We start from the raw sequence: 24,646 nt of genomic DNA, 5'->3' as shown, positions 1-24,646 counted from the left end.
ATGTGTGGGTATTGGTCGCGGCGGCCTTCGCCGTCGCGATCGGCTACGGTCTCGTCGCGCCCGTCCTCCCGCAGTACGCGCGGAGCTTCGACGTCTCCGTGACCGCCGCATCGGTGGTCGTGAGCGCCTTCGCGTTCTTCCGCCTGGTGTTCGCTCCCGCCGGCGGGTTCCTCGTGGACCGCCTGGGCGAACGTTGGGTCTACATGTCGGGCCTGCTTATCGTGGTGGTGTCGACCCTGGCCACGGGCGTCGCCCAGAGCTACTGGCAGCTGCTGGTGTTCCGAGGACTCGGTGGACTCGGGTCGACCATGTTCACCATCTCCGCGATGGCCCTGCTCACCCGCCTCTCGCCACCCGGTGCCAGAGGACGGATCGCCGGGCTCTACGCCACCGCCTTCCTGATCGGCAACATCGGCGGGCCGGTCCTCGGCGGGTTGCTCGCCGGCTTCGGGATGCGGGTGCCGTTCTTCGTCTACTCCTTCACCCTGCTCGTCGCGACCGGAGTGGTGGCGGTGTTCCTCCGGGGAGGTCGCCGACCCTCGGCGGACGACGGGACGGAAGAGCAGGAGGCGCTGCCGGTGCGCGAGGCGCTCCGCCACAGCGGGTACCGCGCCGCGCTCGTGTCGAGTTTCGTCAACGGATGGAGTTCCTTCGGCGTGCGGGTGGCGATCGTCCCGCTCTTCGCCGCCGCGAACTTCGACGCCGGCGCGGGGATCGCCGGCACCGCGCTCGCCTCCTTCGCGGTGGGTACCGCGGCCGTCATCTCGGTGGCCGGGTGGTTGTCCGACAGGTACGGACGACGGCCACTGGTGATCGGTGGCCTGCTGGTGTCCGGAGTGTCCACACTCGTGTTGGGCTGGTGCGATACCGTTCCGCTCCTCGTGGCCGCCTCGGTCGTGGCGGGCATGGGGGCGGGGGTGCTCAACCCGGCACAACAGGCCTCGGTCGCCGATGTGATCGGTGCGGACCGCGCGGGCGGGAAGGTGCTCGCGACCTTCCAGATGGCCAGCGACTCCGGTGCGATCCTCGGTCCGGTGCTGGTGGGTCTCGTCGTGGACCTGTTCGGCTACACCGCCGGATTCGCGCTTTCGGGAGGTCTGCTGCTGGCCGCGGTGGTCCCGTGGCTCGTCGCCAAGGAGACCCACGAGCACCTGATCCGGAGAACCACGGGGGAGTGACCTGCGCTGCCGTGTCGCGGACGGGGCCACCGACGCCGTAGCATGAGTCACCTCATGAGCAACGACAACGAGGACCGTACCGCCACTGCCGGCGACGAGGTCGAGACCGCCGCCAGCGCCCCAGAGACCACCGACCACACCGCCGGGACGGCGGACGACCGCGTCCCCCCCGAGGCCGAGGCCGCCGCAGAGGCGCCCGCCGGGGACACGCCGGCCCCGGAGGTGCCCGCGGAGGAGGCGTCGGACCGGGAGTCGCCCGCCGACGAGGCGCCGGCCCCGGAGGCACCCACCGAGGAGACCTCGGCCCCGGAGTCGCCCGTCGTGGAGGAGGCGGTCGAGCGCGCGCCCCGCAGGGGCGAGTCGGTGGATCGCGCGCCCGCCGCCGACACCGGCGACGATGACGCGGTCACGTTCGCCGACATGGGGCTGGCCCCGGCCGTCTCCCAGGCGGTCAAGGACGTGGGGTACGAGGTCCCCTCCGCCATCCAGGCGGCCATCATCCCTCTGGTGATGGCGGGCCGTGACGTCGTGGGGTTGGCGCAGACCGGTACCGGCAAGACCGCGGCCTTCGCCCTGCCGATTCTCTCGCTGATCGACCCGTCGGTGAAGAGCCCGCAGGCGCTCGTGCTCGCCCCCACCCGTGAACTCGCGCTGCAGGTCGCCGAGGCGTGCATCACCTACTCCGCCAACATGCCGCAGGTCAACGTGCTACCGATCTACGGTGGCCAGGCCTACGGCATCCAGCTGTCCGGGCTGCGGCGGGGTGCACAGATCATCGTCGGCACACCCGGCCGGGTGATCGACCACCTGAAGAAGGGCACGCTCGATCTGTCGGGTCTGCGCCACCTCGTCCTCGACGAGGCCGACGAGATGCTCGCGATGGGGTTCCAGGAGGACGTCGAGCGAATCCTCTCGGACACCCCGCAGACCACCCAGGTCGCACTGTTCTCGGCCACCATGCCCTCTGCCATCCGACGCATCTCGCAGAAGTACCTCACCGATCCGGCGGAGGTGAAGGTCGCGTCCAAGACTTCCACCGCCCCGAACATCCATCAGCGCTACGTCCTGGTCAATCACCGGGACAAACTCGACGCCCTGACGAGGATCTTCGAGGTCGAGGATTTCGACGCGATGATCCTGTTCGTCCGGACCAAGTCGGCCACGGAGGAACTCGCGGAGAAGCTTCGGGCGCGCGGGTTCTCCGCCGCACCGATCAACGGCGACATCCCGCAGAACCTGCGTGAGCGGACCATCGAGGCGCTCAAGGACGGCCGGACCGACATCCTCGTGGCTACGGACGTGGCCGCCCGTGGACTCGACGTGTCGCGGATCAGTCACGTGGTCAACTACGACATCCCGCACGACACCGAGTCGTACGTGCACCGGATCGGCCGTACGGGCCGCGCCGGCCGCAGTGGTCAGGCGCTGCTGTTCGTCACACCGCGGGAGCGTCGCATGCTCTCCCAGATCGAGCGGGCCACGCGTCAGCCGCTGACAGAGATCCAGCTCCCGAGCGTGGACGACGTCAACGAGATGCGGATGGCCAAGTTCGGGCAGTCGATCACCGAGAGCCTCGATGATCCGAACCTGGCGATGTTCCGCCGGTTGGTGGAGGAGTACGCCAACGAGCACTCCGTCTCGATGGCCGATATCGCTGCCGCTCTCGCCACGCAGTCCCGTAATTCCGCCGACTTCCTCATGCGCGAGCCGGAGCGTCCCGCGCGACGTGAACGGCAGGACAACCCGCGCGACACTCGCCGGGACGACCGGCGCGAGCGTCCGGGCCGCGACTTCTCGGACGGCCCCCGCCCCTCGCGGACGGGCAAGGACATGGCCCAGTACCGGATCGCTGTCGGCAAGCGGAACAACGTCAAGCCGGGATCCATCATGGGCGCCCTGGCCAATGAAGCCGGACTCAGTGGCGGCGACATCGGACGCATCTCGATCCGGTTCGACCACTCGATCGTCGAGCTCCCGGCGGGTCTGTCCCGGGATCAGATCGAATCGATGCGCGGCATCCGGGTAGCCGGTTCGGAGATCGATATCCGACCGGACTCCGGCCCGCCCGCCGGTCGCCCGTCCGCGGGCAGGGACGACCGTGGTGGCCGTCCCCGCGGGGGCGACCGTGGTGGCCGGGACGATGACCGTCGCGGCGAGCGTCGTGACGACCGCGGTGGGGGATTCCGGCGGGGCGGCGACGGCGACGACCGTCGCGGTGGGGGATTCCGCGGCCGCTCGGGCGGTGGGTCGGACCGGTACTGACCCGACCGGGTCCCGGCCCGTTCGACCACACCGACGCTGCCCTCCCTCCGTCACCGGCCGGGAGGGCAGCGGTGTACCGCCACCTCCAGCACCTCCCGGTCGCCCTCGGTCACCGGGAGACCGTACGCGACCGCTGCCGTCAGGTATCGGGCCGCGTAGAAGCAGTGCCTTCCGGGGTCCGGTGGCATCCACTCCTCCGGTGTCCAATCGCTCTTGCTGCTGTTCACCGACCCGGTCACGGCGAGGAGGTTGCGGTCGACGTCGTTGGCGAACGCGGCGCGCCGCTCGGCTGACCAACTCCAGGCGCCGAGGTCCCATGCCGCGGAGAGCGGATACACGTGATCCACGTGGATCCCCCGGAGACCGGAGCCACCGACGTCCATCACGCGGCCTGTGTAGGGATCCACCAGGATCCCGCCGTCGACCGAGCACCCCGACCCGGGCACCGGTGTCGTGCCCCCGAGGTCACGGGCCAGTACGTCATGACGCGTCGAGCAGCCGTTTCCCGAACCCGGTGCTCCCGTCGTGTCGCTCCAGGCCGGGCCGAACACGCATGCCGACGCTCCGGAACAGGCCCGCTCGTACCCGGGGACCTTGACCCGCTCGGGGACCACGTCCACCCGCACGAGCAGGGGTTCGACGAGGTCCCGTCCGGGGCTGCCCGGGGCCGAGGTCCGCGGATCGGCCCACCACATCACGCCGCAGATCGCTGCCACGATCGCCATCGTGAGGCCGAGTGCCCTGGCGCCGACCGGTGGGATGACACGCCGGGATGTCCCGGGTCGGGGGCCGGCGGGCACGTGGTCGGTCACGGGGTGAGTGTGGCTGACCCCACGCCCCGGGAGACTGTTCGACGGTGCACGCAGCCCGGGGCCTGTGGAGGCGCCAGGGGTGTGGGTAACCGGGGTGTGGGAGGGCCGTCGGGGCCCCTGCCCGGCCCCGACCGGCGTGCAGTGTCAGACGGGCGTGCTTACATGTCGTCGTGACCCCCTCCGCCGATCCCCGTCTCCACGCCGTGTGGCAGTCCGGGGTCGTGGGGTTGTGGTGCGACACGGGCTTGCGTCGCCCGCACTCGGTGGCGCCGGCTGCCGCTGTGACCGCCGTGGGCCGTGCCGGGGCCCCGGATGCGGTGGTGGAGCTCCTTTCCGGCTACAAGCTCTCCCACCGGATCGGCGTCCGTGCCGTCGTGGACGGTAGGGCCAGATCGGCGACGGTGCCCGGGATCCGGATCTCCGTCGGCGCCGCGATCGACCTGTGTCGCCTTCTCGGGGCCGAGGACCCGTGGGTCGGGTCGGGTCTGCGGGCGTTCTCCGCCCTGTCCGCGGGTGTCGCGGCCCTCGTGGCCTCGGGCCACGTGGTCCCGTGTCTCACCCGCCGGGACGGGGGGTGGGAGGCGTCCTGGGATCTGGTCGCCTCGCCGGTGATCGGGGCGTGGATCACCGAGTGCCTCCAGCGCAGCCACGGTCTGGTCGCCACGCGCGAGGAACTGGTCCGGCTGCTGTCCGCGCTGGCGGACCACCACGCCCGCACGGCGTTGGCACCGCTGGCGGCGGACCGCCACAGTGAACTCGGCGACGCATTGGTCACCGGTGGTCAGGTGACCTCGGGCGGTCAGGGCCTGGCCGATGCCGTCCGCGAGTTCGGCCGGGCGGCCGCCGCGAAGGACGTCGAGGTGGTGTTCCGGGTGGTCGAACCCTCCGACGACGCCGAGGTGGACAGCGGCGTGATGCTCGGCGACACCGTAGACGACGACCCGGCTGACGGCTCGCCGAGGAAGCGCTCCCAGGACCCCGGTGTCCTCTGGCGACTGCAGGTGCTGGTCCGGACGGGCGCCGATTCGCTCCGCCCGTTCTCCGACCTCGACGACACCTCCTCCGTGGACGGACCGGTTCGCGACGTGATCGACCGGGCCGTCCGTTCGTGGCCGCCGCTGACGCGGGCCACACAGGCGGCCGGTGCTCCCGATCTGCTCCTGCCGACCGACCTCGTGGTCGACCTGGTCGACGAGGGGGTCGAGGCCCTGCGGGGCCGCGGGGTCGAGGTCCTGCTGCCGAGGGCCTGGACCAGGATCAGGACCGCGGTCAGGCTGGCCGTCAAGGAGCCCGGGACCGAGTCGGTGGACTCGGGGCACCGGCTGGGTCTCGAACAGTTGGCGGACGTCGACTGGGAGTTGGTGGTCGACGACAGCCCGTTGGACGCCACCGAGGCCCGGATGTTGCTCTACGCGGCGTCGGACCTGGTCAAGCTCCGTGGCCAGTGGGTCCGGGCGGACCCGGGTGCGCTCCGGCGGGCGGCACGCTTCCTCGCCGCCAGGCGTGGCCGGCGGACGACCGCACCCGCCCTGGTCGGGGCGTTGATGTCCGAGGAGGCGGAGGGTGTCGAGGTCCGGTCGCCGGGCACCCTCGACTGGATCCCCTCGTCGTCGTCCCCGGTCGTGCTCCCGGAGTGGTTCCGGGCCACCCTGCGTCCGTACCAACTGGACGGTGTCAGGTGGCTCTCGGCGCTCTCCCGGGCCGAGACCGGTGCGGTCCTGGCCGACGACATGGGCCTCGGCAAGACGATGCAGGTGCTCGCGCTCACCGCGGTCGAACACGCGGCCGGGAGGTCCGGACCGACACTGGTGGTGGCGCCGCTCACCCTGGTGGCCACGTGGGCCCGTGAGGCGTCGACGTTCGCGCCGGACCTCCGGGTCCACGTCCATCACGGACAGGGGCGAGACCGGGGCGAGGGCGCGGCCGAGCGGATGGCGGACTCCGACCTCGTCCTGACCTCGTACGGTACAGCCGCTCGTGACGTCGATCTGCTCACCGGGGTGGAGTGGCGGCGTCTGGTCGCCGACGAGGCGCAGACGGTCAAGAACCCGGCGACCGCGGTGTCCCGGGCGATCAGATCCATCCCAGCCCGGCACCGGATCGCGCTCACCGGGACCCCGGTGGAGAACAGGCTGGACGAACTACGGGCGGTGTTCGACTTCGCCAACCCGGGACTGCTCGGGTCGGCCAGTACCTTCCGCGCCCGGTTCGCGGTCCCCATCGAATCGCACAGAGACGAGGCCGCGGCCACCCGGCTGCGTGCCCTGGCGGCCCCGTTCGTCCTGCGCCGACTCAAGTCGGACCCGCTCGTGGCCGCGGATCTGCCGGCCAAGCAACACATCAGGGTCGACTCGCCCCTGACCCGCGAACAGGCGACCCTGTACCAGGCGGTCGTAGAGGACATGATGGAGCAGGTGAAAGACTCCGAGGGTGCGGCCCGCAAGGGAGCGATCCTGTCCGGTCTCACCGCGCTCAAACAGGTGTGCAACCATCCGGCGCACTATCTCGGCGACGGGTCCTCGCTGCTACGTGGTGGGCGGCACCGGTCCGGGAAGCTCGCGGCACTGGACGAGGTCCTCGGCGAGATCCTCGACGCGGGGGAGAAGGTCCTGTTGTTCACGCAGTACCGTGCCTTCGGAGATCTGATCCTCCCGCTGTTGGAGCGCCGGGCGGCGACCGGGGTTCCGTTCCTCCACGGCGGTGTCACCGCGGGCGGTCGGGCCTCTATGGTCGAGGAGTTCCAGAGCGCGGACGGTCCGCCCCTGATGCTCGCGTCCCTCCGTGCGGGCGGGACCGGGCTCACGCTGACCGAGGCCAATCACGTCGTGCATCTGGACCGGTGGTGGAATCCCGCGGTGGAGAACCAGGCGACGGATCGCGTCCACAGGATCGGGCAGACCCGGGTGGTCCAGGTGCGGACCCTGGTGGCGCCCGGGACGGTGGAGGACCGGATAGACGAGTTGCTCGAGTCCAAGCGAGAGCTGGCGGATCTGACGCTCGGCCCCCTCGCCGGTGTGCTCACCGAACTGACCGACGCCGATCTGGCCTCACTCGTCGCGCTGACCGACGAGGGGACGGACGAGACATGAGCGGGAGAGACGGGATCCCCACCAGGTCCAAGGCAGGTCCGTTCGGGGCGCACATGTGGAGTCGGCGGTGGTCCTCGGACCTCGAGTCGGGTGTGAGCCGCGGAGAGGCGTTCCTCGGCCGCAAGGACGCGCGCAACGGCAGGGTGCTCTCCCTGGAGCACTCCGGCCGGATCGTGCGGTGCGACGTCGACGGCAGTCAACCGGACCCGTTCACCGTGGAATTCGAGTTCGCCCCGCTCGACGCCACGGACACCGAGGCGCTGCGAACGGCACTCCGCCGCGAGGAAGGAGGAGTGCTGGGTGCGCTCTCCGGGGAGTTCTCCGACACGGTCGGATTCCTCCTGCTCCCGGCGGTCAACGGTGCCACCCGGTACTCGTGCCGGTGTCCGGTCCAGCCGGGCCCGTGTCGACACGTCCTGTCCGCCGCCCACGTGCTCGTGGAGTGGTGGGACGCCACCCCGGAGGTGATGTTCGCACTCCGGGGACTGCGGGCCGAGACGCTGGGCGCCGTGCTGGGAGGGAATGCGGACGGGGCCGACGGCGCGGTCGCCTTCGACGTGGAGGAGAGTTTGTGGGGCCGGGATCCACTTCTCCCCGCCGTCCCCACCGCCACCCCGGCAGGTCTGGAGGATCTCCTGGACGCACCGGTCACCAGGAGGCTCGCCGCGGCCGCGACCGGGGATCCACTCGAGCAGCTGCGGGTGGTGGCCGACCTCGAGGACTTCCTCGACGCGTTCACCCGGTATCGGCCACGGGATCAGCGCTCGTGACCCACCCGCTCGGCGAATCCCGCCGCAGCACTGTCGGAGCCCCCACCTACGATGCGGCCATGGACAGGCGACGGGACGGCGGCACGATCCGATTCCTCCACTCGGCCGACTGGCAGCTGGGGATGACACGGCGATTCCTCGGGACAGAGTCACAGGCGGTGTACACGGCGGACCGACTCGCCGCGGTGGCGTCGCTGGGTGACCTCGCCCGCGAGCACGGCGCCGAATTCGTCGTGGTCGCGGGCGACGCGTTCGAGGACAACGCTGTTCCCCGGTCGGTCGTGCTCCGTGCCGCGGAGGTTCTCGCGGCCTTCCCCGTACCGGTACTCATCCTCCCCGGGAACCACGATCCGCTGGACGTGTCATCGGTACTGAGGTGCCGGGACTTCTCCTCGGCCGTGGACGGCGGTGCCGTCACCGTCATCTGCGACGCCGAACCCGTCGAGATAATCCCCGGAGTCGAGGTGGTGGGCGTCCCGTGGACCTCCAAGCGCCCGGATCCCGCCCGTCTCCCCGCGTTGCTCGCCGACCTCGGCCCGACCGACTCCCTGCGCATCCTCGTCGCCCACGGCGGCACCGACGAGGTCTACGGCGGTGACTCACCGTCCGTCGAGGCGATCCGCGTCGCGGATCTCGAGAGCGCCGTCGGGTCGGGACACCTGGACTACGTGGCACTCGGCGACAGGCACTCGGTCACCCGTGTCGGTGCCGGCGACAGGATCTGGTTCTCGGGAAGCCCCGAGACCACAGCGTTCGACGACGTCGAGAGGGCGTCCGGTCAGGCTCTCCTCGTCGAGCTCGGGACGCGGGGCCCCACCGGCGGACGGGGTGACTGTGTGGTGACACCCGTCCGGACCGGACGGTGGTCCTTCCTCGCGATCAACGCGGAGATCGAGACCGAGTCGGATCTCGACGCGCTCGCCGAGCGGATCGAGGCGATCGAGGACAAACCCAGGACGGTCCTCAAGCTGGGCCTCACCGGGACAGTCGGGGTGGCACTGCGGGCCAGGATCGACGATCTCCTGGAGACGTGGGCGGAGCTGTTCGCGGCCGCATACCTGCGAGAGCGGCTCACCCACCTGGTGGTCCGCGCGGAGGACTCGGACTTCACCGACCTCGTGGACGGCTATGCCGGGCGCGCGGTTGAGGATCTCGTGGAGAAGGCGGCCTCGAACGGATCGGATGCCGAGGACGCCGGCAACGCGCTCAGCCTGCTGTACCGGCTCGTGGACGGAGGCGTGAGGTGATCCTGCACCGGCTGCGTATCGAGGACTTCCGAGGCGTCGATCAGGAGGAGGTGCAGGTGCCCCCCCGCGGCGTCTTCGTGATCGAGGGCCCGAACGAATCGGGAAAGACGAGCCTCATGGATGCACTGGAGATGCTCCTCGAGCACAAGGCCTCCTCCGGCCGAGCGGAGATCAAGGCCGCGAGCCCCGTGGGTCGTGACGTCCCGGTGGTGGTGGAGGCGGAGTTCACGATCGACCGCGAGAGGATGCGGTACCGCAAGGAGTTCGTGCGCGGTAAACGCACGTCGCTCGAGTTCCCGGAGTCCGCGAAGGTGGCGCTGGCGGGTGACGACGCCCACGACTACGTGCGGGACCTCCTGGACCGCCGGGTGGACAGGTCCCTGTGGAGAGCGCTGCGTATCGCCCAGGACGAGCCGATCGGCCAGGTGGAGGCGGGCAAGGGGATGGAGTCGCTGCGGCGAGCCCTGGACACCGCGGCCGGCGGGGCCGCCCCCACAGGTGACGACACGCTCGTCACCCGGGTCGCGGAGGAACGTCACCGCTACCTGACGGCACGACGCGGGGAGCCCACCGGCGAGCTCGCGCGGTCGGAGACCCGGCTCGCGGCCGCACGCACGGCGCTGGACGACGCCAGGGCGGGGTTGTCCGAACTCGATGCCGCGGTGACCGAGCACGCGCACCACTCCGCCGCCCACGCCGCCAGGCGATCCTCGCTGGCCGCCGTCGAGGTGGAGGTGGAGCGCCTCGAGGAGGCCGGACGGACCGTGGCGCGGTTCCGTGAGGCCCTTCGTGCCGCCGAAGCGGAGGTCGACCGCGCCACGGTGGCGCACGACGCGGCGAACAGGCTTCACCGGGAGCGCACGGACCTCATCGCACGGCACCAGGAGGAGCTGGCCAGGGACACCGACCTACGGTCCGCCACGGAGGCGGCGACGCGGAGGTTGGAGCCTGCCGAGATCAGGGCCGGCGAGGCGCGGGCCGCCCTGGAGGCGGCCGAGAAGCGGGTCACCAGGGCCCGCGCGCTCGTCGACGCCGAGCGGGACGCGCGCGAACAGGAGCGGCGTCGCGCCGACCTGACCGCCCTCGATTCCCTTCTCGAGACCCTCGCGACGGTCGGACGGGAACTCGAAGAGAAGGAAGCCAAGCTCGCGACCGTCGACCTTCCCGGGGGAACCGTCGACCGGATCCGCACCGCGGACACCGCCCTGCGCGAAGCCGTGGTCCGCAGTGCGGCCAGCGCCCCGAGGGTGGCGGTGGCGGGCGAGGGAACGGCCCGCGTCGGGGAGGAGACGATCGACGCGTCCGTGGGCTGGGAGCGCGAGATCGTCAAGGACACCGTGTTCGAGGTGGGAACGGTGTCGCTGACCGTCGTCCCCGCCGGCGACACCGAGGCCGTCCGCCGCGCGGAGTCGACGGCCAGGTCCCGACTCGAGACGCTGCTCCGTGAGTGCGGTTGCGGATCGCTCGCCGAGGCCGAGCGGCGGGAGCGGCGAGCGGAGGCGCTCCGAGCCGACATCGCAGCTCACCGGCGACGCAGGACGGATCTGCTCCGGGGTGACACCCCCGAGGATCTGACGAGACGACGGGCGATCCTCGCCGCGGAGGTGGAGTCGGACACCGAGGAGTCGGCAGGGCCCCCCACCGGCCCTGGTGAGCCCGGGGACGGTGGCTCATCTGACCCGGCAGCGGAGTCGGCCTCGGCAGAGGAGGACCTGATCAGGTGCCGCTCGGAGGATCGGGCCGCCTCGGCCGAGGCCGAGACGCTGAGAACCGACCTCGCCACGCGGGGCGCGTTGGCCGCGGAGTCCGCGGATCGGCTGCAGGGGTGCGAGGACGCGCTCGCCGCCGCACGGGCCGTGACGCCGGATGGGGAACTCGAGGCCGCGGTGGAGAGGACGACGCTCGAGGTGGACTCCAGAAGGGAGACCGCGCGTCAGGCGCGGGCCCGACTGGACGACACACTCGCCGACGCCCCGCCGGAACTCCTCGAGAACGCGCGGGCCTCGCTGGCCGCGCTCGTCGCGGAGGAGAGGGAGTGCGCGTCGGCGGTGGCCACCGCGCTCGGTCGGGTGAACGCGATCGGAGACCAGGGACGACTCGGGGACGTCTCGGTGGCGGAACGCGAGGTCGAGGCCGCGCAGAGGGAGAACTCCGCCCTGTGGCGGCGGGCACGCGCCGCGGACCTGCTCTACCGGACCCTCGAGCACCGACGGTCCGAGGCCCTCCAGGCCTACCAGGAACCGTTCCACAGGGCGGTGGTCGAACTCGGGCGACTGGTCTACGGGCGCGAGTTCGACGTGCGCCTGGGGGAGGACCTCACCATTCTCAGCCGGAGGATCGGGGGCGTCTCCGTCGACTACGACTCTCTGTCCGGTGGTGCCAGGGAACAGCTGGCCGTGATCGTCAGAATCGCCTGCGCCAGACTCGTGGGGGACAACGGTGTCCCCGTGTTCCTCGACGACACCATGGGGTACACCGATCCCTCCCGTCGCCTCACGATGGGTGCGGTCATCGCCGCCGCGGCTTCCACGTCACAGGTCATCGTCCTCACCTGCGACCGCTCACGATTCGCGGGTGTCGGCAGCGCGCGCACCCACGTCATGCGCAGGTCGGGTTCGACCCGGGACTGAGGGCGGTCCGACCTGTCGACGGCGGGCCGGTGGCTGGAGGACGCATCGGCGGGCCGCCGTGCTGTAATAGCCCCATGAGCGAGACACGCTGGTTGAGCGATGAAGAACAGTGCATGTGGCGCCGATACCGGGAAGTCAATCAGTTGCTCGATCTCGCGATCGAACGCCAGCTCCAGCGCGACGCGTCGATGTCACAGTCCGACTACTCGGTGCTGGTCAGCCTCAGCGAGGCGGATGGTCGGGGCCTGCGCGCCCGTGATCTGGGGGCGGCTCTGGGCTGGGACCGCAGCCGTGTGTCGCATCAGGTCAGGCGGATGGAGGCTCGGGGACTCGTCGCCAAGGGGGAGTGTGCGGAAGACGGCCGTGGCACGATCGTCACGCTCACCGCGGAGGGGGCCGAGGCGATCGCCAGGGTCGCCCCCATGCACGTGGAGAAGGTCCGAGAGCTTCTGGTCGACGTGCTCACCGAGGAGGAGGTCGGCACATTGACCGACATCTTCGAGCGGGTGGTCACGCGCATCGGCGAGGTCGACGGGATCACCCTGCCGAGCTGATCGGGTCCGGAGTCGCGCCGGAGAAGGAACGGAAATAGCAGCGGGGCCCGGGCTGAGAAGCCCGGGCCCCGCTGTCGTGGTGCCCCCGAAGGGAATCGAACCCCTGACCTTTGGTACCGGAAACCAACGCTCTATCCCCTGAGCTACGAGGGCGGGATACCGGCCTTGTCGGGCCGGAGGCCGATCGCCGGGCGACTACTTCGAACCGCCCTGCTGAACAGCGAGACCGATCGTAGCACCGGGGCGGGATCGCGACCGCATCGGGCCCGCCCGCGTCGCGAGGGGGGCCGGACGCCGGTGTCCGATTCCGCTGCCGACGTGCCGACACCTAGGATAGGAAGACGTGACTCCCGCCGACCTCGCCGCCGTCATCCGCGCCGCTCTCATCACCGTTCTCGCCGAGCGTGGAGCCGACATCTCGGTGGTCCCGGACACGGTGACGGTCGAACGCCCGCGCAACCCGGAACACGGCGACTACGCCACCAACATCGCGTTGCAGTTGGCCAAGAAGGTCGGAGCCTCCCCGCGGGACCTGGCGCAGGAGATCGCCACCGCGCTCGCCGCCGATCCGGGCGTGGCGTCGGCGGACATCGCCGGCCCCGGATTCCTCAACATCCGCCTCGACTCCGGGGCGCAGGGCTCGCTCGTGGCCTCCGTCATCGAGCAGGGCGAGGCGTACGGCACCGGGGACGCGATGGCCGGTCGTCGGGTGAACCTCGAGTTCGTCTCCGCCAATCCGACCGGCCCCATCCACCTGGGTGGCACCCGCTGGGCGGCGGTCGGCGACGCCCTCGGGCGCGTCCTCGAGGCGTCCGGCGCGCAGGTGACCCGGGAGTACTACTTCAACGACCACGGTGCCCAGATCGACCGGTTCAGCAGGTCGCTGGCCGCCGCGGCCCGCGGCGAGGCGACACCGGAGGACGGGTACGCGGGTGCGTACATCGACGACATCGCCGCCCGGGTCGTCGCCGAGCACCCCGACGTCCTCGAGCAGCCGGAGGCCGAGGGGCTCGAGACGTTCCGCGCCACGGGCGTCGATCTGATGTTCACCCACATCAAGGCGTCGCTCGCGGAGTTCGGCACGGTCTTCGACGTCTACACCCACGAGAACTCGATGTTCACCTCCGGCGCCGTCGACCGGGCGATCGAGGTGCTCAAGGGCAACGGCAACCTGTACGAGTCCGAGGGTGCCTGGTGGCTGCGCTCCACGGACTTCGGGGACGACAAGGACCGTGTGGTCCTCAAGTCCGACGGCAACGCGGCCTACATCGCCGGTGACATCGCGTACTTCCTGGACAAGCGGGACCGCGGCTTCGACCTGTGCATCTACATGCTCGGTGCCGACCATCACGGGTACATCGCTCGACTCAAGGCCGCGGCGGCGGCACTTGGGGACGATCCCGCGGCGATCGAGGTCCTCATCGGGCAGATGGTCAGCCTCGTGCGGGACGGTGTCCCGGTCAAGATGAGCAAGCGCGCCGGCACCGTCATCACGCTCGACGACCTGGTGGACGCGATCGGGGTGGACGCCGCGCGGTATGCGCTCATCCGGTCCTCGGTGGACCAGACCATGGACATCGATCTGCAGTTGTGGACGTCTGCGACCAACGACAACCCGGTCTTCTACGTTCAGTACGCGCACGCCCGCCTGTGTTCCCTCGCCCGGAACGCCGCCGACCTGGGGGTCACCACCGACGCCGCCGACCTCGCGCTCCTGGTCGAGGACCGCGAGGGCGCGCTCATCCGGACCATCGGTGAGTTCCCCAGGGTCGTGGCGAGCGCCGCCGAGCTGCGCGAACCGCACCGGGTCGCCAGGTATCTCGAGGAGCTCGCCGGTGCCTATCACCGCTTCTATGACACGTGTCGCGTGCTGCCGATGGGTGACGAGGAGGCAGGGCCGCTCCACGCCGCCCGGCTGGCGCTCAGCACGGCGACCCGACAGACGCTGGCGAACGGACTCCGGCTGATCGGCGTCACCGCCCCGGAGAAGATGTGAGCGCGCACCCGGCCGGATCCCGGCACGAGTTCCCGCACGCGCCCGGGATCGGCGAGCGTCCCACCGACGCGGGCGGGGTGATGGCGCTGGATCCGGCGGTCTGGCCGCGCGGTGCGGGTCGGCGAGGGGACGGGATGGTGGAGTTCGCCGGGGTCGCGGCGGATGACCTGGCGGCCGAGTTCGGCACCCCGTTGTTCGTCATCGACGAGGACGACTTCCGCTCCCGCTGCCGCGAGATGGCGGAGGCCTTCGGAGGCGCCGATCGGGTCCACTACGCGTCCAAGGCGTTCCTGTGTACCGAGGTGGCGCGCTGGGTGGCGGAGGAGGGGTTGAGCCTGGACGTCGCCTCCGGTGGTGAGCTCTCGGTGGCCCTGCGTGCGGGGTTCCCGACGGACCGGATCACCGTGCACGGCAACAACAAGTCCGCCGACGAACTCCGGCTCGCCGTGCGCAGCGGGGTCGGACACGTTGTCCTCGATTCGATGTCCGAGATCGCGCTGCTCGACCGCATCGCTGCCGAAGAAGGAGTGGTCCAGGACGTCTTCATCCGGGTGACGGTGGGCGTGGAGGCGCACACCCACGAGTTCATCGCCACCGCCCACGAGGACCAGAAGTTCGGGTTCTCCCTCGCGGGCGGTGCGGCGATGGAGGCCGTGCGCGGGGTGTTCGAGGCACCGCACATCCGGCTCACCGGCCTGCACAGCCACATCGGTTCCCAGATCTTCGACGTCGACGGCTTCGAACTCGCCGCGCGCCGCGTGATCGGCCTCCTGCGCGACATCGTCGACGAGTTCGGTGTCGAACGCACTGCCCAGCTCGATCACCTGGACCTGGGAGGCGGACTGGGCATCAGCTACGTCGCCTCCGACGACCCGCCTCCGGTCGCCCAGCTGGCCACCGCACTGACGGAGATCGTCGACGGCTTCTCGCGGGACGTCGGCCTCGCGCCTCCCACGCTGGTCGTCGAACCCGGCCGGGCGATAGCCGGGCCCGGCACCGTCACCCTCTACGAGGTCGGCGTGGTCAAGGACGTCGAGCTCGCGGGTGGGGAGAGTCGCCGCTACATCAGTGTCGACGGCGGGATGAGCGACAACATCCGGACGGCGTTGTACGACGCCGTGTACGACGCCCGGTTGGTGGGCCGCGCCTCGTCGGCGGAACCCGTCGTGGCGAGGCTCGTGGGCAAGCACTGCGAGAGCGGTGACGTGGTCGTGCGTGACCTGTGGATGCCGGAGGACGTGGGAGCGGGTGACCTGGTGGCCGTCGCGGCGACCGGCGCCTACTGCTACTCGATGTCGAGTCGGTACAACCTGATCGGGCGGCCCGCTGTGGTCGCGGTCCGAGACGGACGGGCACGCCTGGTGCTCCGACGTGAAACCCTGGACGATCTGACGAGCCTGGAGGTGGGACAGTGAGCGACGCAACGGCGTCAGGCGTGCGACCCGTGGGAGTGGCGGTGCTCGGAATGGGCACCGTCGGAACCGAGGTCATCCGCTACATGACGGAGAACGCGGAGGCTCTGGCCTCCCGCATCGGGGCCCCGTTCGCCCTGCGGGGTGTCGCGGTGCGCGACCTGACCCGCGATCGCGGGGTGGACCCGGAGCTCCTGACCGCGGACCCGGCCTCGCTCGTCTCCCGGGACGACGTCGACGTCGTCGTCGAACTGATGGGCGGCATCGACGTACCCCGTCCCCTCCTGCTCGAGGCGCTCCGCCACGGCAAGGCCGTGGTCACCGCGAACAAGGCGTTGCTGGCCGAGTACACCGACGAGCTGGCGGAAGCCGCGGACTCGACCCGCACCGACCTGTACTTCGAGGCGGCCGTGGCCGGCGCGATCCCGGTGATCGGACCGCTTCGTCGCTCCATGGCCGGTGACCAGGTCGAGCGTGTCCTCGGGATCGTCAACGGCACGACCAACTACATCCTCTCCGCGATGGGGGCCACGGGCGCCGATTACGCGGAGACCCTCGCGGAGGCCTCCAGGCTCGGGTACGCGGAGGCCGATCCCACGGCGGATGTCGAGGGGTACGACGCGGCGGCCAAGGCCGCGATCCTGGCCTCGATCGCGTTCCACAGCAGGGTGACGGCGGGCGACGTCTACCGGGAGGGGATCTCCAGGATCTCGCCCGACGACTTCGCCTCGGCCCGCGACATGGACTGCACCATCAAGCTCCTCGCGATCTGCGAGAAGCTGCAGCGGGAGGACGGCAGCGAGGCCGTCTCGGCGCGCGTGTACCCCGCATTGCTGCCCAACAGCCATCCGCTCGCCACCGTCAACGGGGCCTTCAACGCCGTCGTGGTGGAGGCGGAGGCGGCCGGTCGTCTCATGTTCTACGGGCAGGGTGCGGGAGGTTCCCCGACCGCGTCCGCTGTCCTGGGTGACATGGTCGCGGCGGCCCGCAACAAGGTGGACTCGGGTCGTGCACCCGGCGAGTCGACCTACGCTGCCCTCCCCGTGGCCTCGATGGACGAGGTCTCCACCCGGTACCACGTGCGGATGCGCGTGGCCGACAAGCCCGGAGTGCTCGCGCTGGTCGCCGCCGAGTTCTCCCGCCACGGGGTGTCCATCGCCCAGGTGCGGCAGACCGAGGTCGAGTTCCCCGAGTCGGAGCTCGACGATTCCGAGCCCACCGCGGAGCTCACCGTCCTGACCCACCGTGCCTCGGAGCGCGCGCTCGCCGACACGGTCGCCGCGCTCTCCGATCAGGACGCGGTCTCGGTCATCACCAGCGTCATCCGACTCGAGGGAGTGGACACCGAATGAGCAGCACCCATCAGCCCGTGCACCATCGCTGGCCCGGCCTCATCGAGGCCTACCGCGACCGGCTCCCGATCGGGGACACCTGGGAGCCGGTGACGCTCTTCGAGGGCGGCACCCCGCTCCTCCCGGCGCCCTATCTCTCCGGGGTCACGGGCTGCGAGGTCTACCTCAAGGTGGAGGGCCTCAACCCGACGGGTTCGTTCAAGGACCGCGGCATGACCATGGCCGTCACAGATGCCAGGGCGAGGGGCCAGAAGGCCGTCCTGTGCGCCTCGACGGGGAACACCTCCGCCTCGGCCGCCGCCTACGCGACCCGCGCCGGGATGGGCTGCGCGGTGCTCATCCCGCAGGGCAAGATCGCCGCGGGGAAGCTGGCGCAGGCGGTCATGCACGGGGCGACGATCATCCAGGTGGACGGCAACTTCGACGACTGCCTGGAGCTGGCCCGCAAGACCACCGCCACCTACGCGGAGATCGGCCTGGTCAACTCGGTCAACCCGGTGCGGATCGAGGGCCAGAAGACCGCCGCGTTCGAGATCGTCGACGTGCTCGGACGCGCACCCGACCTGCACTTCCTCCCGGTGGGCAACGCGGGAAACATCACGGCGTACTGGAAGGGCTACAGCGAGTACCACGCGGACGGCATCGTCTCCACCCGCCCCCGGATGATGGGCGTCCAGGCCGCGGGCGCGGCGCCCCTCGTGGACGGTGCGCCGGTCAAGAACCCGGAGACCATCGCCACCGCCATCCGGATCGGCGCTCCGGCGTCCTGGGACGGCGCCGTCGCCGCCCGTGACCAGTCCGGCGGCACGTTCCGCAAGCGCACCGACGAGCAGATCCTCGAGGCGTACCGCACCGTCGCGGGCAAGGACGGCGTGTACGTGGAGCCGGCCTCCGCGGCGTCGGTCGCGGGACTGCTCGACGCGCACGCGAACGGGGAACTCGAGCCCGGTCAGACGATCGTCTGCACTGTCACCGGTAACGGGCTGAAGGACCCGGACACCGCCCTCCTGGGCATGCCCGAGGTGGAGGCCATCCCGGTTGATCCGACCGCCGTCGCCGGCGCTCTCGGGTTGGAATGAGCGACGTGATCGGTGCCGGTCCCGAGGTCTTCGGCAGCTCCGGGGGACGTATCCTGCCGGTCGGTCGCTCGGTCACCGTCGAGGTGCCCGCGTCCAGCGCCAACCTCGGACCGGGTTTCGACGCCCTGGGCGTGGCACTGGGCCTGTACGACACCATCACGGTGACCACCATCGGCTCGGGCCTCGAACTCGAGGTCTCGGGCGAGGGAGCCGGACAGGTTCCCGCCGACGCCTCCCACCTGGTCGCGAAGGCGGTGGAGGCGGGACTGCGGGCCGGCGGCACGGGCGCCCCGGGGGTCAGGATCACCTGTACCAACGCGATCCCGCACTCCCGGGGTCTCGGGTCCTCCGCGTCCGCCGCGGTCGGGGGACTGGTCGCGGCGAACGGTCTCATGGGCGGCGTGTTGACCGACGAGCACCTGGTACAGCTCGCCAGCGAATTCGAGGGTCATCCCGACAACGCGGCGGCGAGCGTCCTCGGCGGGGTCGTGGTCTCGTGGACCGAGCGGTCCGCGAACGCCGTGACCTACCGCGCGGTGCGCATGGACGTCGATCCGACGATCGTCGCCACGGTGCTGGTGCCGTCCGAGACCTCGTCGACGGCGCAGACCCGGGGGTTGCTCCCGGAGATGGTCCCCCACGAGGACGCGGCGTTCAACGCCAGTCGGGCCGCGCTGATGTCGGTGGCCCTGGCCTCGCACCCGGAATTCCTCCTGGCCGCGACCGAGGACAGGCTCCACCAGTCCTACCGGGCCCCGGCGCTCGTCGGCACCACGGAGTGGATCGCCCGGCTGCGGGACCGGGGACTCGCCGCGACGGTCTCCGGTGCGGGCCCCACCGTCCTGGTGCTGGGGACCTCCGCGCTGCCGGCAGACCTGCGCGGGGACGCCGAGGCGCAGGGGTGGCAGGTCCTGGATCTCCGGATCGCGGAGGGTGCCCGGGTCCTCGACGGCGAGTGAGGCCCGCACGACGGGGGTTCACGGCCGGGCCGTGCCCTCCGTCAGGTTGTGGAGCCCGGTGAGATGGTCGTGACCTGGTAGGCCCCGTCGGCGTGGAGGGCCCGGATCGCCCGCTTGTCGTACTTTCCCACCGACGTACGGGGGATGTCGTCGACGAACGCCCAGTGGTCCGGTCGCTTCCACAGTTCGACATGGCCTTCCAACGACTCCCAGAGTGCCCGCGCGGTGGCGGCCGCGCCGGGTTTGAGGTGGACCAGGACCATGGGGCGGTTGCCCCAGCGTTCGTCCGGTACGCCGATCACCGCGGCGTCCGCCACACGCTCGTCCCGCAGGACGGCGTGCTCGAGTTCCACCGAGGAGATCAGCTCGCCCCCCGAGGCGATGATGTCGTCCACCCGGTCGACCACGTCGAGGTAACCCCTCGGGGAGATGGTCGCCATGTCCCCGGTGCGTAGCCAGCCGTCGACGAACCGGTCGGTCGCGTCGTCGCCCAGATAGCGTGCGGTGACCCAGGGTCCTCTGATCTGTAGTTCGCCGACCGACCACCCGTCGTTCGGCAGGACCCGTCCGGCTTCGACGATCCGGGCCTCGACCCCGGCCGGGAACCTGCCCTGTCCGAGGATCTGTGCCCGGCGGTGGGTCGCGGAGGAGTGTGGGTCGGCTCGGGCGAACGTGGCGATCGGGCTCGACTCGGTCAGGCCGTAGGCCTGCATGATGGTGACGCCGTGACGTGTGACGAACGCGTCGAACAGCGCCTCCGGCACCGGCGAGCCGCCGACCAGGACCTCGTTCAGGTGGCCGAGCGGCTGCGGGTTGGTCTCCAGCCGGCGGAGGAGGCGCTGCAGGGACGCCGGCGTGGTCGCGACCTTGTTGGGTCTGAACGTGGCGAGCAGGTCGGCCAGGTCGCGGCCGGAGTGCATGGCCTGTCCCGGTCGCGGCCGCGCGGTGATGATGCTCGCCCCGGTCATGAACGCCGCGTAGGGCAGGCCCCAGGACAGGACGTGGAACATCGGCACGGTCGTCAGGACGGTGTCCCCGCTGCGGAGCGCCGCGCTCTCGGCCATGCACATCTGCATCGAGTGCAGCCAGATCGAACGGTGGGTGAACGCCACCGCCTTGGACAGGCCGGTCGTCCCGGAGGTGTAGGCCAGCGCCGCCGCGGAGCGTTCGTCCAGCTCGGGCCAGGGATAGGTGGTGGGCCGTCCGTCGAGGAGGGCCTCGAGGGCGTGGAGTTCCACCTCGTGTCCATCCCCGGACAGGCCGGTGGTGTCCGCGTCGACCCGGGCGTCGAAGACGACGAGGTGGCGCACGTGCTCCAGGTCGGCGACCACCTCGAGCGCGAGGGAGAGCAGCTCGGGATCCACCAACAGGACGGAGACGTCGTTGTCGCGAAGCGCCGCACGGAGGAAGGACCGGGATCTCAGGACGTTGACCGAGAGCGCGACGGCTCCCATCGACGGAATCGCGAACAGCGACTCGACCACCTCGGTGCGGCCGCCGGACAGGACTGCGACGACATCACCCTCGCCCACGCCGAGATCGGTGAGGGAGTGGGCCATGGCCGCGGCCCTGGCGGCGATCACGTCGAACCGAAGGGTCCGGGGCTCCATGTCCCCCACGAAACCGGTGACCGTGGAGCCGGAGTGGCGCTCTGCGGCGTGGTCGAGGATGCGGGAGACGAGCAACGGGGTGTCGAGCATCGTTCCGAACATCAGACCTCCTTCCGCGCGCCCACAGTGGGCTGTAGGTTACCGCCCGTCGACCGGGATGCGGACACGCCCGTGGGACTCGCGAGGGGGACGCGTGTGGAGACCGACTGCGGGTAGTATGCTTGCCGAAGCCACGGACGCCCGGTCGTCCCCGCATCCCGAGACATCTCCAGCACACCTTCCGCCCAGGCGGGCGGCAGCTCGTGAGTAGGTCACGGTGGGAGCGGCCGAACGGCGAGTGGTCAACTGGGATTGTCGTGCCCGTGAGTGGGTCTCGTCCGTAGTCGACGGTCAGAATGACGTCGGCACGGTGGGCGTCACCTCGTGTACATCCCCCTCAGACGAATCCGTGTCCGGCCAGTTCGCCGCCACGGAAGGCCTCAGCGGCCACCCGGGACGCCCGTCCGCGTCCCGGACAGTTGCTCGGTGCGAAGCGGTGGACACCGCCTCGGCCGGGCCCAGAAAGGACACCCGTGACCTCGACGGAAACCCACTCCACGCCTCCGCAGGGTGCCGCACTGGCGGCCATGCGACTGGCGGACCTCAAGTCCCTGGCCCAGCAGATGGGCCTCAAGGGCCTGTCAGGCAAGCGCAAGGGCGATCTGGTGGCGATGATCGACTCCGCCCGCGGCGGGAAGTCCCAGGCTCCCGCCCAGGCTCCCGCCCAGTCCTCGCCCGCCGCGACCGCGGAGAGTGCCCCCCGGTCCGACGCGCAGACGCAACCGAGTGGCCAGCAGCCCGCGCGCGAACCGAGGAACTCGGACCAGGGTTCGACTCGGGGTGGCGGTGAGGCGCCCGTCGAGAGCCGGGGCCGCGGGGACGGGCAGGACCAGGGCGAACGGAACCGTCGCGAGGACGGCCCGCGCAGCGGTGGCCAGAACCAGAACCAGGCGCAGGGTCAGAACCAGGGGAACCGGCAGCGTCGGGGCGGGCAGAACCGCGACGAGCAGGCGTCGGGTCGGCAGGATCAGAGTCAGCAGGGCGGGCGCGGCCGTGATCAGCAGTCCGGCGATCAGCAGAACCCCGATCAGCAGAACCAGCAGAACCGCGACCAGCAGAACCGTGAGCAGCAGGGCGGGCGCGGCCGCGCTCGCGACCAGCAGGGCGGGGACTCGGGGAACCAACGCAACCAGGGCAATCAGGGGAACCAGGGCGGGGACAACGGACCGCGCGGTGACGGGCAGAACCGTGACGACGACGACGGGAGCGGCCGCGGTCGTCGGAGCCGTCGCCGGCGGGAGCGCAACCGCGGTGGTGGCGGTGGCCGTCCGTCGGAGGGCGAGGCCGAGGTGCGGGACGACGACGTCCTCCAGCCGGTCGCCGGGATCCTCGACGTACTGGACAACTACGCGTTCGTCCGCACCTCGGGTTACCTCGCGGGTTCGAACGACGTCTACGTCTCGATGAACGTGATCCGCAAGTACGGTCTGCGTCGCGGCGACGCGATCACCGGCGCGGTCAAGATGCCGCGGGACGGCCAGAGCGACACCCAGAACGACGGGCCCGGCGGCGGGCAGGGTGGCGGTCGTGGCGGCAATCAGGGTGGCAAGAACCGGGCCAAGTTCAACCCGCTGGTCCGGATCGACTCGGTCAACGGAGGCCCCCTCGAGGATGCCCGCAACCGTCCGGAGTTCGGCAAGCTCACGCCGCTCTACCCCAACCAGCGTCTGCGCCTCGAGACCGAGAAGAACATCCTCTCGACCCGCGTGATCGACCTGATCATGCCCATCGGCAAGGGGCAGCGAGCCCTGATCGTCTCCCCGCCCAAGGCGGGCAAGACCACGATCCTGCAGAACATCGCCAACTCGATCGCGGTCAACAACCCCGAATGCCATCTCATGGTCGTGCTCGTCGACGAGCGGCCGGAGGAGGTGACCGACATGCAGCGTTCGGTCAAGGGTGAGGTCATCGCCTCGACCTTCGACCGTCCGCCGTCGGATCACACCCAGGTCGCCGAACTCGCGATCGAGCGGGCCAAGCGGCTGGTGGAGATGGGGCAGGACGTCGTGGTCCTCCTCGACTCCATCACCCGGCTGGGCCGCGCCTACAACAACTCGTCGCCCGCGTCGGGGCGCATCCTGTCCGGTGGTGTCGACTCCACGGCGCTCTACCCGCCCAAGCGGTTCCTGGGGGCGGCGCGCAACATCGAGAACGGGGGGTCCCTGACCATCATCTCCACGGCGATGGTCGAGACCGGGTCCGCCGGCGACACGGTGATCTTCGAGGAGTTCAAGGGCACCGGCAACGCGGAGCTCAAGCTGGACCGGCGCATCGCGGAGCGGCGCGTGTTCCCGGCGGTCGACGTGGGCCCCTCGGGCACGCGCAAGGAAGAGCTGCTGATGACGCCCGAGGAGGCCGGTGTCATGCACAAGCTGCGGCGCGTGCTGTCGGGCCTCGACTCGCACCAGGCCATCGACCTCCTGATGTCGCAACTGCGCAAGACCAACACCAACTACGAGTTCCTGTTGCAGGTGGCCAAGACGACCCCGACACTGCCGCAGGACGAGGAGTGACAGAGGCCCCGGGGCGATCGCCGTCCTCGGTCGACGACGTCCTCTCCGAGTACGGGGGACTCGAGGCGCAGCTGTCGGACCCGGCGCTCCACGAGGACCCGGTGGCCGCGCGCAGGGTGGGCAAGCGATTCGCCGAGCTGACCCCGGTGGTGCAGTGTTACCGCGCGCTGGAGTCCACCCGGGGCGATCTGTCCGCCGCGCGTGAACTGGCCGGTGACGACTGGTCGTTCGCCGAGGAGGCCGAGCGGTTGGCGGCAGAGGCCACGCGACTGGAGTCGCGCCTGGCCGACCTGTTGGCACCGCGGGACCCCCATGACGCGGACGACGTGCTCATGGAGATCAAGTCCGGCGAGGGAGGGGAGGAGTCGGCGCTGTTCGCGGCGGACCTGGCCCGCATGTACACCCGGTACGCCGAGAAGCACGGGTGGGTCGTCGAGGTCCTCGGGGTGACCGAGTCCGACCTGGGCGGCTACAAGGACGCCTCGTTCTCCATCCGGTCCCGGCAACCCTCGCGCGAGGGCGTGTGGTCGCGACTGAAGTTCGAGGGCGGGGTCCACCGGGTCCAGCGGGTACCGGTCACGGAGTCGCAGGGCCGGGTCCACACCTCGGCCGCCGGCGTGCTGGTCTTCCCGGAGCCCGAGGACGTGGGGCCGGTCGAGATCGACGAGTCGGATCTGCGGATCGACGTCTACCGCTCGTCCGGCAAGGGTGGGCAGGGCGTCAACACCACCGACTCTGCGGTGCGGATCACGCACCTGCCCACCGGGACCGTCGTCACGTGTCAGAACGAACGTAGTCAGCTGCAGAACAAGCAACGCGCACTCGAGGTTCTCGCCGCCCGGCTCCAGGCGGCGGCCGAGGAGGCCGCGAACGCCGAGGCTTCCGAGGGCAGGTCCACCCAGGTCCGTACCGTCGACCGGTCGGAGCGGATCCGCACCTACAACTTCCCGGAGAACCGCATCGCGGATCACCGGGTCGGGTTCAAGGCACACAATCTCGACGCCGTGCTCGACGGCGACCTCGACGCGGTCCTGGACGCCCTGGCCGCCGAGGACCGTCGCAGACGTATGGAAGACGCGTAGGC

16 protein-coding genes and 1 tRNA gene are annotated in these 24,646 nt (G+C 70.7%); 14 read left to right on the top strand and 3 right to left on the bottom strand.

From position 1 onward, the window contains the following. Positions 1-11 precede the first annotated feature (11 nt). Positions 12-1,178, top strand: a complete 1,167-nt coding sequence (locus ABIE38_RS06080) for an MFS transporter (RefSeq protein WP_502914722.1) — start codon at positions 12-14, stop codon at positions 1,176-1,178. A gap of 54 nt (positions 1,179-1,232) precedes the next feature. Beyond that, positions 1,233-3,440 carry a DEAD/DEAH box helicase gene (locus ABIE38_RS06075; RefSeq protein ID WP_502914721.1) on the top strand — a complete coding sequence of 736 codons (2,208 nt, stop codon included), beginning with the start codon at positions 1,233-1,235 and terminating at the stop codon, positions 3,438-3,440. A 50-nt stretch (positions 3,441-3,490) separates the two neighbouring features. On the opposite strand, the gene ABIE38_RS06070 is transcribed toward ABIE38_RS06075, so the two are convergent. Then, positions 3,491-4,252: an HNH endonuclease family protein gene (locus ABIE38_RS06070; protein ID WP_354054480.1), complete on the bottom strand. Its 762-nt coding sequence runs from the start codon at positions 4,250-4,252 to the stop codon at positions 3,491-3,493. Between the two features lie 170 nt (positions 4,253-4,422). On the opposite strand from ABIE38_RS06070, the gene ABIE38_RS06065 reads away from it, so the two are divergent. From ABIE38_RS06065 to ABIE38_RS06045, 5 genes are all read left to right on the top strand, one after another. Further along, positions 4,423-7,341: a DEAD/DEAH box helicase gene (locus ABIE38_RS06065; RefSeq protein WP_354054478.1), complete on the top strand. Its 2,919-nt coding sequence runs from the start codon at positions 4,423-4,425 to the stop codon at positions 7,339-7,341. Beyond that, complete coding sequence (locus ABIE38_RS06060) at positions 7,338-8,111, top strand: hypothetical protein (protein WP_354054477.1); 774 nt, start codon at positions 7,338-7,340, stop codon at positions 8,109-8,111. The genes ABIE38_RS06065 and ABIE38_RS06060 overlap by 4 nt, the downstream gene beginning before the upstream one ends. A gap of 59 nt (positions 8,112-8,170) precedes the next feature. Beyond that, positions 8,171-9,358: a metallophosphoesterase family protein gene (locus ABIE38_RS06055; RefSeq protein ID WP_354054475.1), complete on the top strand. Its 1,188-nt coding sequence runs from the start codon at positions 8,171-8,173 to the stop codon at positions 9,356-9,358. Next, complete coding sequence (locus tag ABIE38_RS06050; protein ID WP_354054474.1) at positions 9,355-11,988, top strand: AAA family ATPase; 2,634 nt, start codon at positions 9,355-9,357, stop codon at positions 11,986-11,988. Before ABIE38_RS06055 ends, ABIE38_RS06050 begins: the two co-directional genes overlap by 4 nt. A gap of 74 nt (positions 11,989-12,062) precedes the next feature. Then, positions 12,063-12,542 carry a MarR family winged helix-turn-helix transcriptional regulator gene (locus ABIE38_RS06045; RefSeq protein ID WP_354054473.1) on the top strand — a complete coding sequence of 160 codons (480 nt, stop codon included), beginning with the start codon at positions 12,063-12,065 and terminating at the stop codon, positions 12,540-12,542. A gap of 77 nt (positions 12,543-12,619) precedes the next feature. Here the strand turns inward: ABIE38_RS06045 and ABIE38_RS06040 are convergent. Then, positions 12,620-12,695, bottom strand: a tRNA-Arg gene (locus tag ABIE38_RS06040). A 190-nt stretch (positions 12,696-12,885) separates the two neighbouring features. On the opposite strand from ABIE38_RS06040, the gene argS reads away from it, so the two are divergent. The 5 genes from argS to thrB are packed head-to-tail and all read left to right on the top strand — an operon-like array spanning position 12,886 to position 19,340. Then, entirely contained in the window at positions 12,886-14,538 is a 1,653-nt protein-coding gene (argS, locus tag ABIE38_RS06035; RefSeq protein WP_354054472.1) for an arginine--tRNA ligase, read from the top strand. Continuing rightward, positions 14,535-15,953 carry a diaminopimelate decarboxylase gene (gene lysA, locus ABIE38_RS06030; protein WP_354054471.1) on the top strand — a complete coding sequence of 473 codons (1,419 nt, stop codon included), beginning with the start codon at positions 14,535-14,537 and terminating at the stop codon, positions 15,951-15,953. Before argS ends, lysA begins: the two co-directional genes overlap by 4 nt. Further along, entirely contained in the window at positions 15,950-17,302 is a 1,353-nt protein-coding gene (locus tag ABIE38_RS06025) for a homoserine dehydrogenase (protein WP_354054470.1), read from the top strand. The genes lysA and ABIE38_RS06025 overlap by 4 nt, the downstream gene beginning before the upstream one ends. Next, entirely contained in the window at positions 17,299-18,381 is a 1,083-nt protein-coding gene (gene thrC / locus ABIE38_RS06020; RefSeq protein WP_182636489.1) for a threonine synthase, read from the top strand. The genes ABIE38_RS06025 and thrC overlap by 4 nt, the downstream gene beginning before the upstream one ends. Then, a complete protein-coding gene (gene thrB, locus ABIE38_RS06015) occupies positions 18,378-19,340 on the top strand; it encodes a homoserine kinase (protein WP_354054469.1) in 963 nt (320 codons plus the stop codon). The genes thrC and thrB overlap by 4 nt, the downstream gene beginning before the upstream one ends. A gap of 41 nt (positions 19,341-19,381) precedes the next feature. Here thrB and ABIE38_RS06010 read toward each other — a convergent pair whose 3' ends face one another. Next, the gene (locus ABIE38_RS06010) at positions 19,382-21,052 is read right to left on the bottom strand and encodes a long-chain-fatty-acid--CoA ligase (RefSeq protein ID WP_354054468.1); all 1,671 of its coding nucleotides are present in this window, start codon (positions 21,050-21,052) and stop codon (positions 19,382-19,384) included. A 470-nt stretch (positions 21,053-21,522) separates the two neighbouring features. Here ABIE38_RS06010 and rho point away from each other — a divergent pair, with 470 nt between their 5' ends. Both rho and prfA read left to right on the top strand, forming a co-directional pair. Beyond that, on the top strand, positions 21,523-23,562 hold the full coding sequence (gene rho, locus ABIE38_RS06005; RefSeq protein ID WP_502914720.1) for a transcription termination factor Rho: 2,040 nt from the start codon (positions 21,523-21,525) through the stop codon (positions 23,560-23,562). After that, positions 23,559-24,644, top strand: a complete 1,086-nt coding sequence (gene prfA, locus ABIE38_RS06000) for a peptide chain release factor 1 (RefSeq protein WP_354054467.1) — start codon at positions 23,559-23,561, stop codon at positions 24,642-24,644. The genes rho and prfA overlap by 4 nt, the downstream gene beginning before the upstream one ends. Positions 24,645-24,646 lie beyond the last annotated feature (2 nt).

Source organism: Dietzia sp. 2505, from assembly GCF_040546785.1.
In the GTDB taxonomy this organism is placed as follows: Bacteria; Actinomycetota; Actinomycetes; order Mycobacteriales; family Mycobacteriaceae; genus Dietzia.
This window is presented reverse-complemented; position numbering and strand designations above follow the sequence as displayed.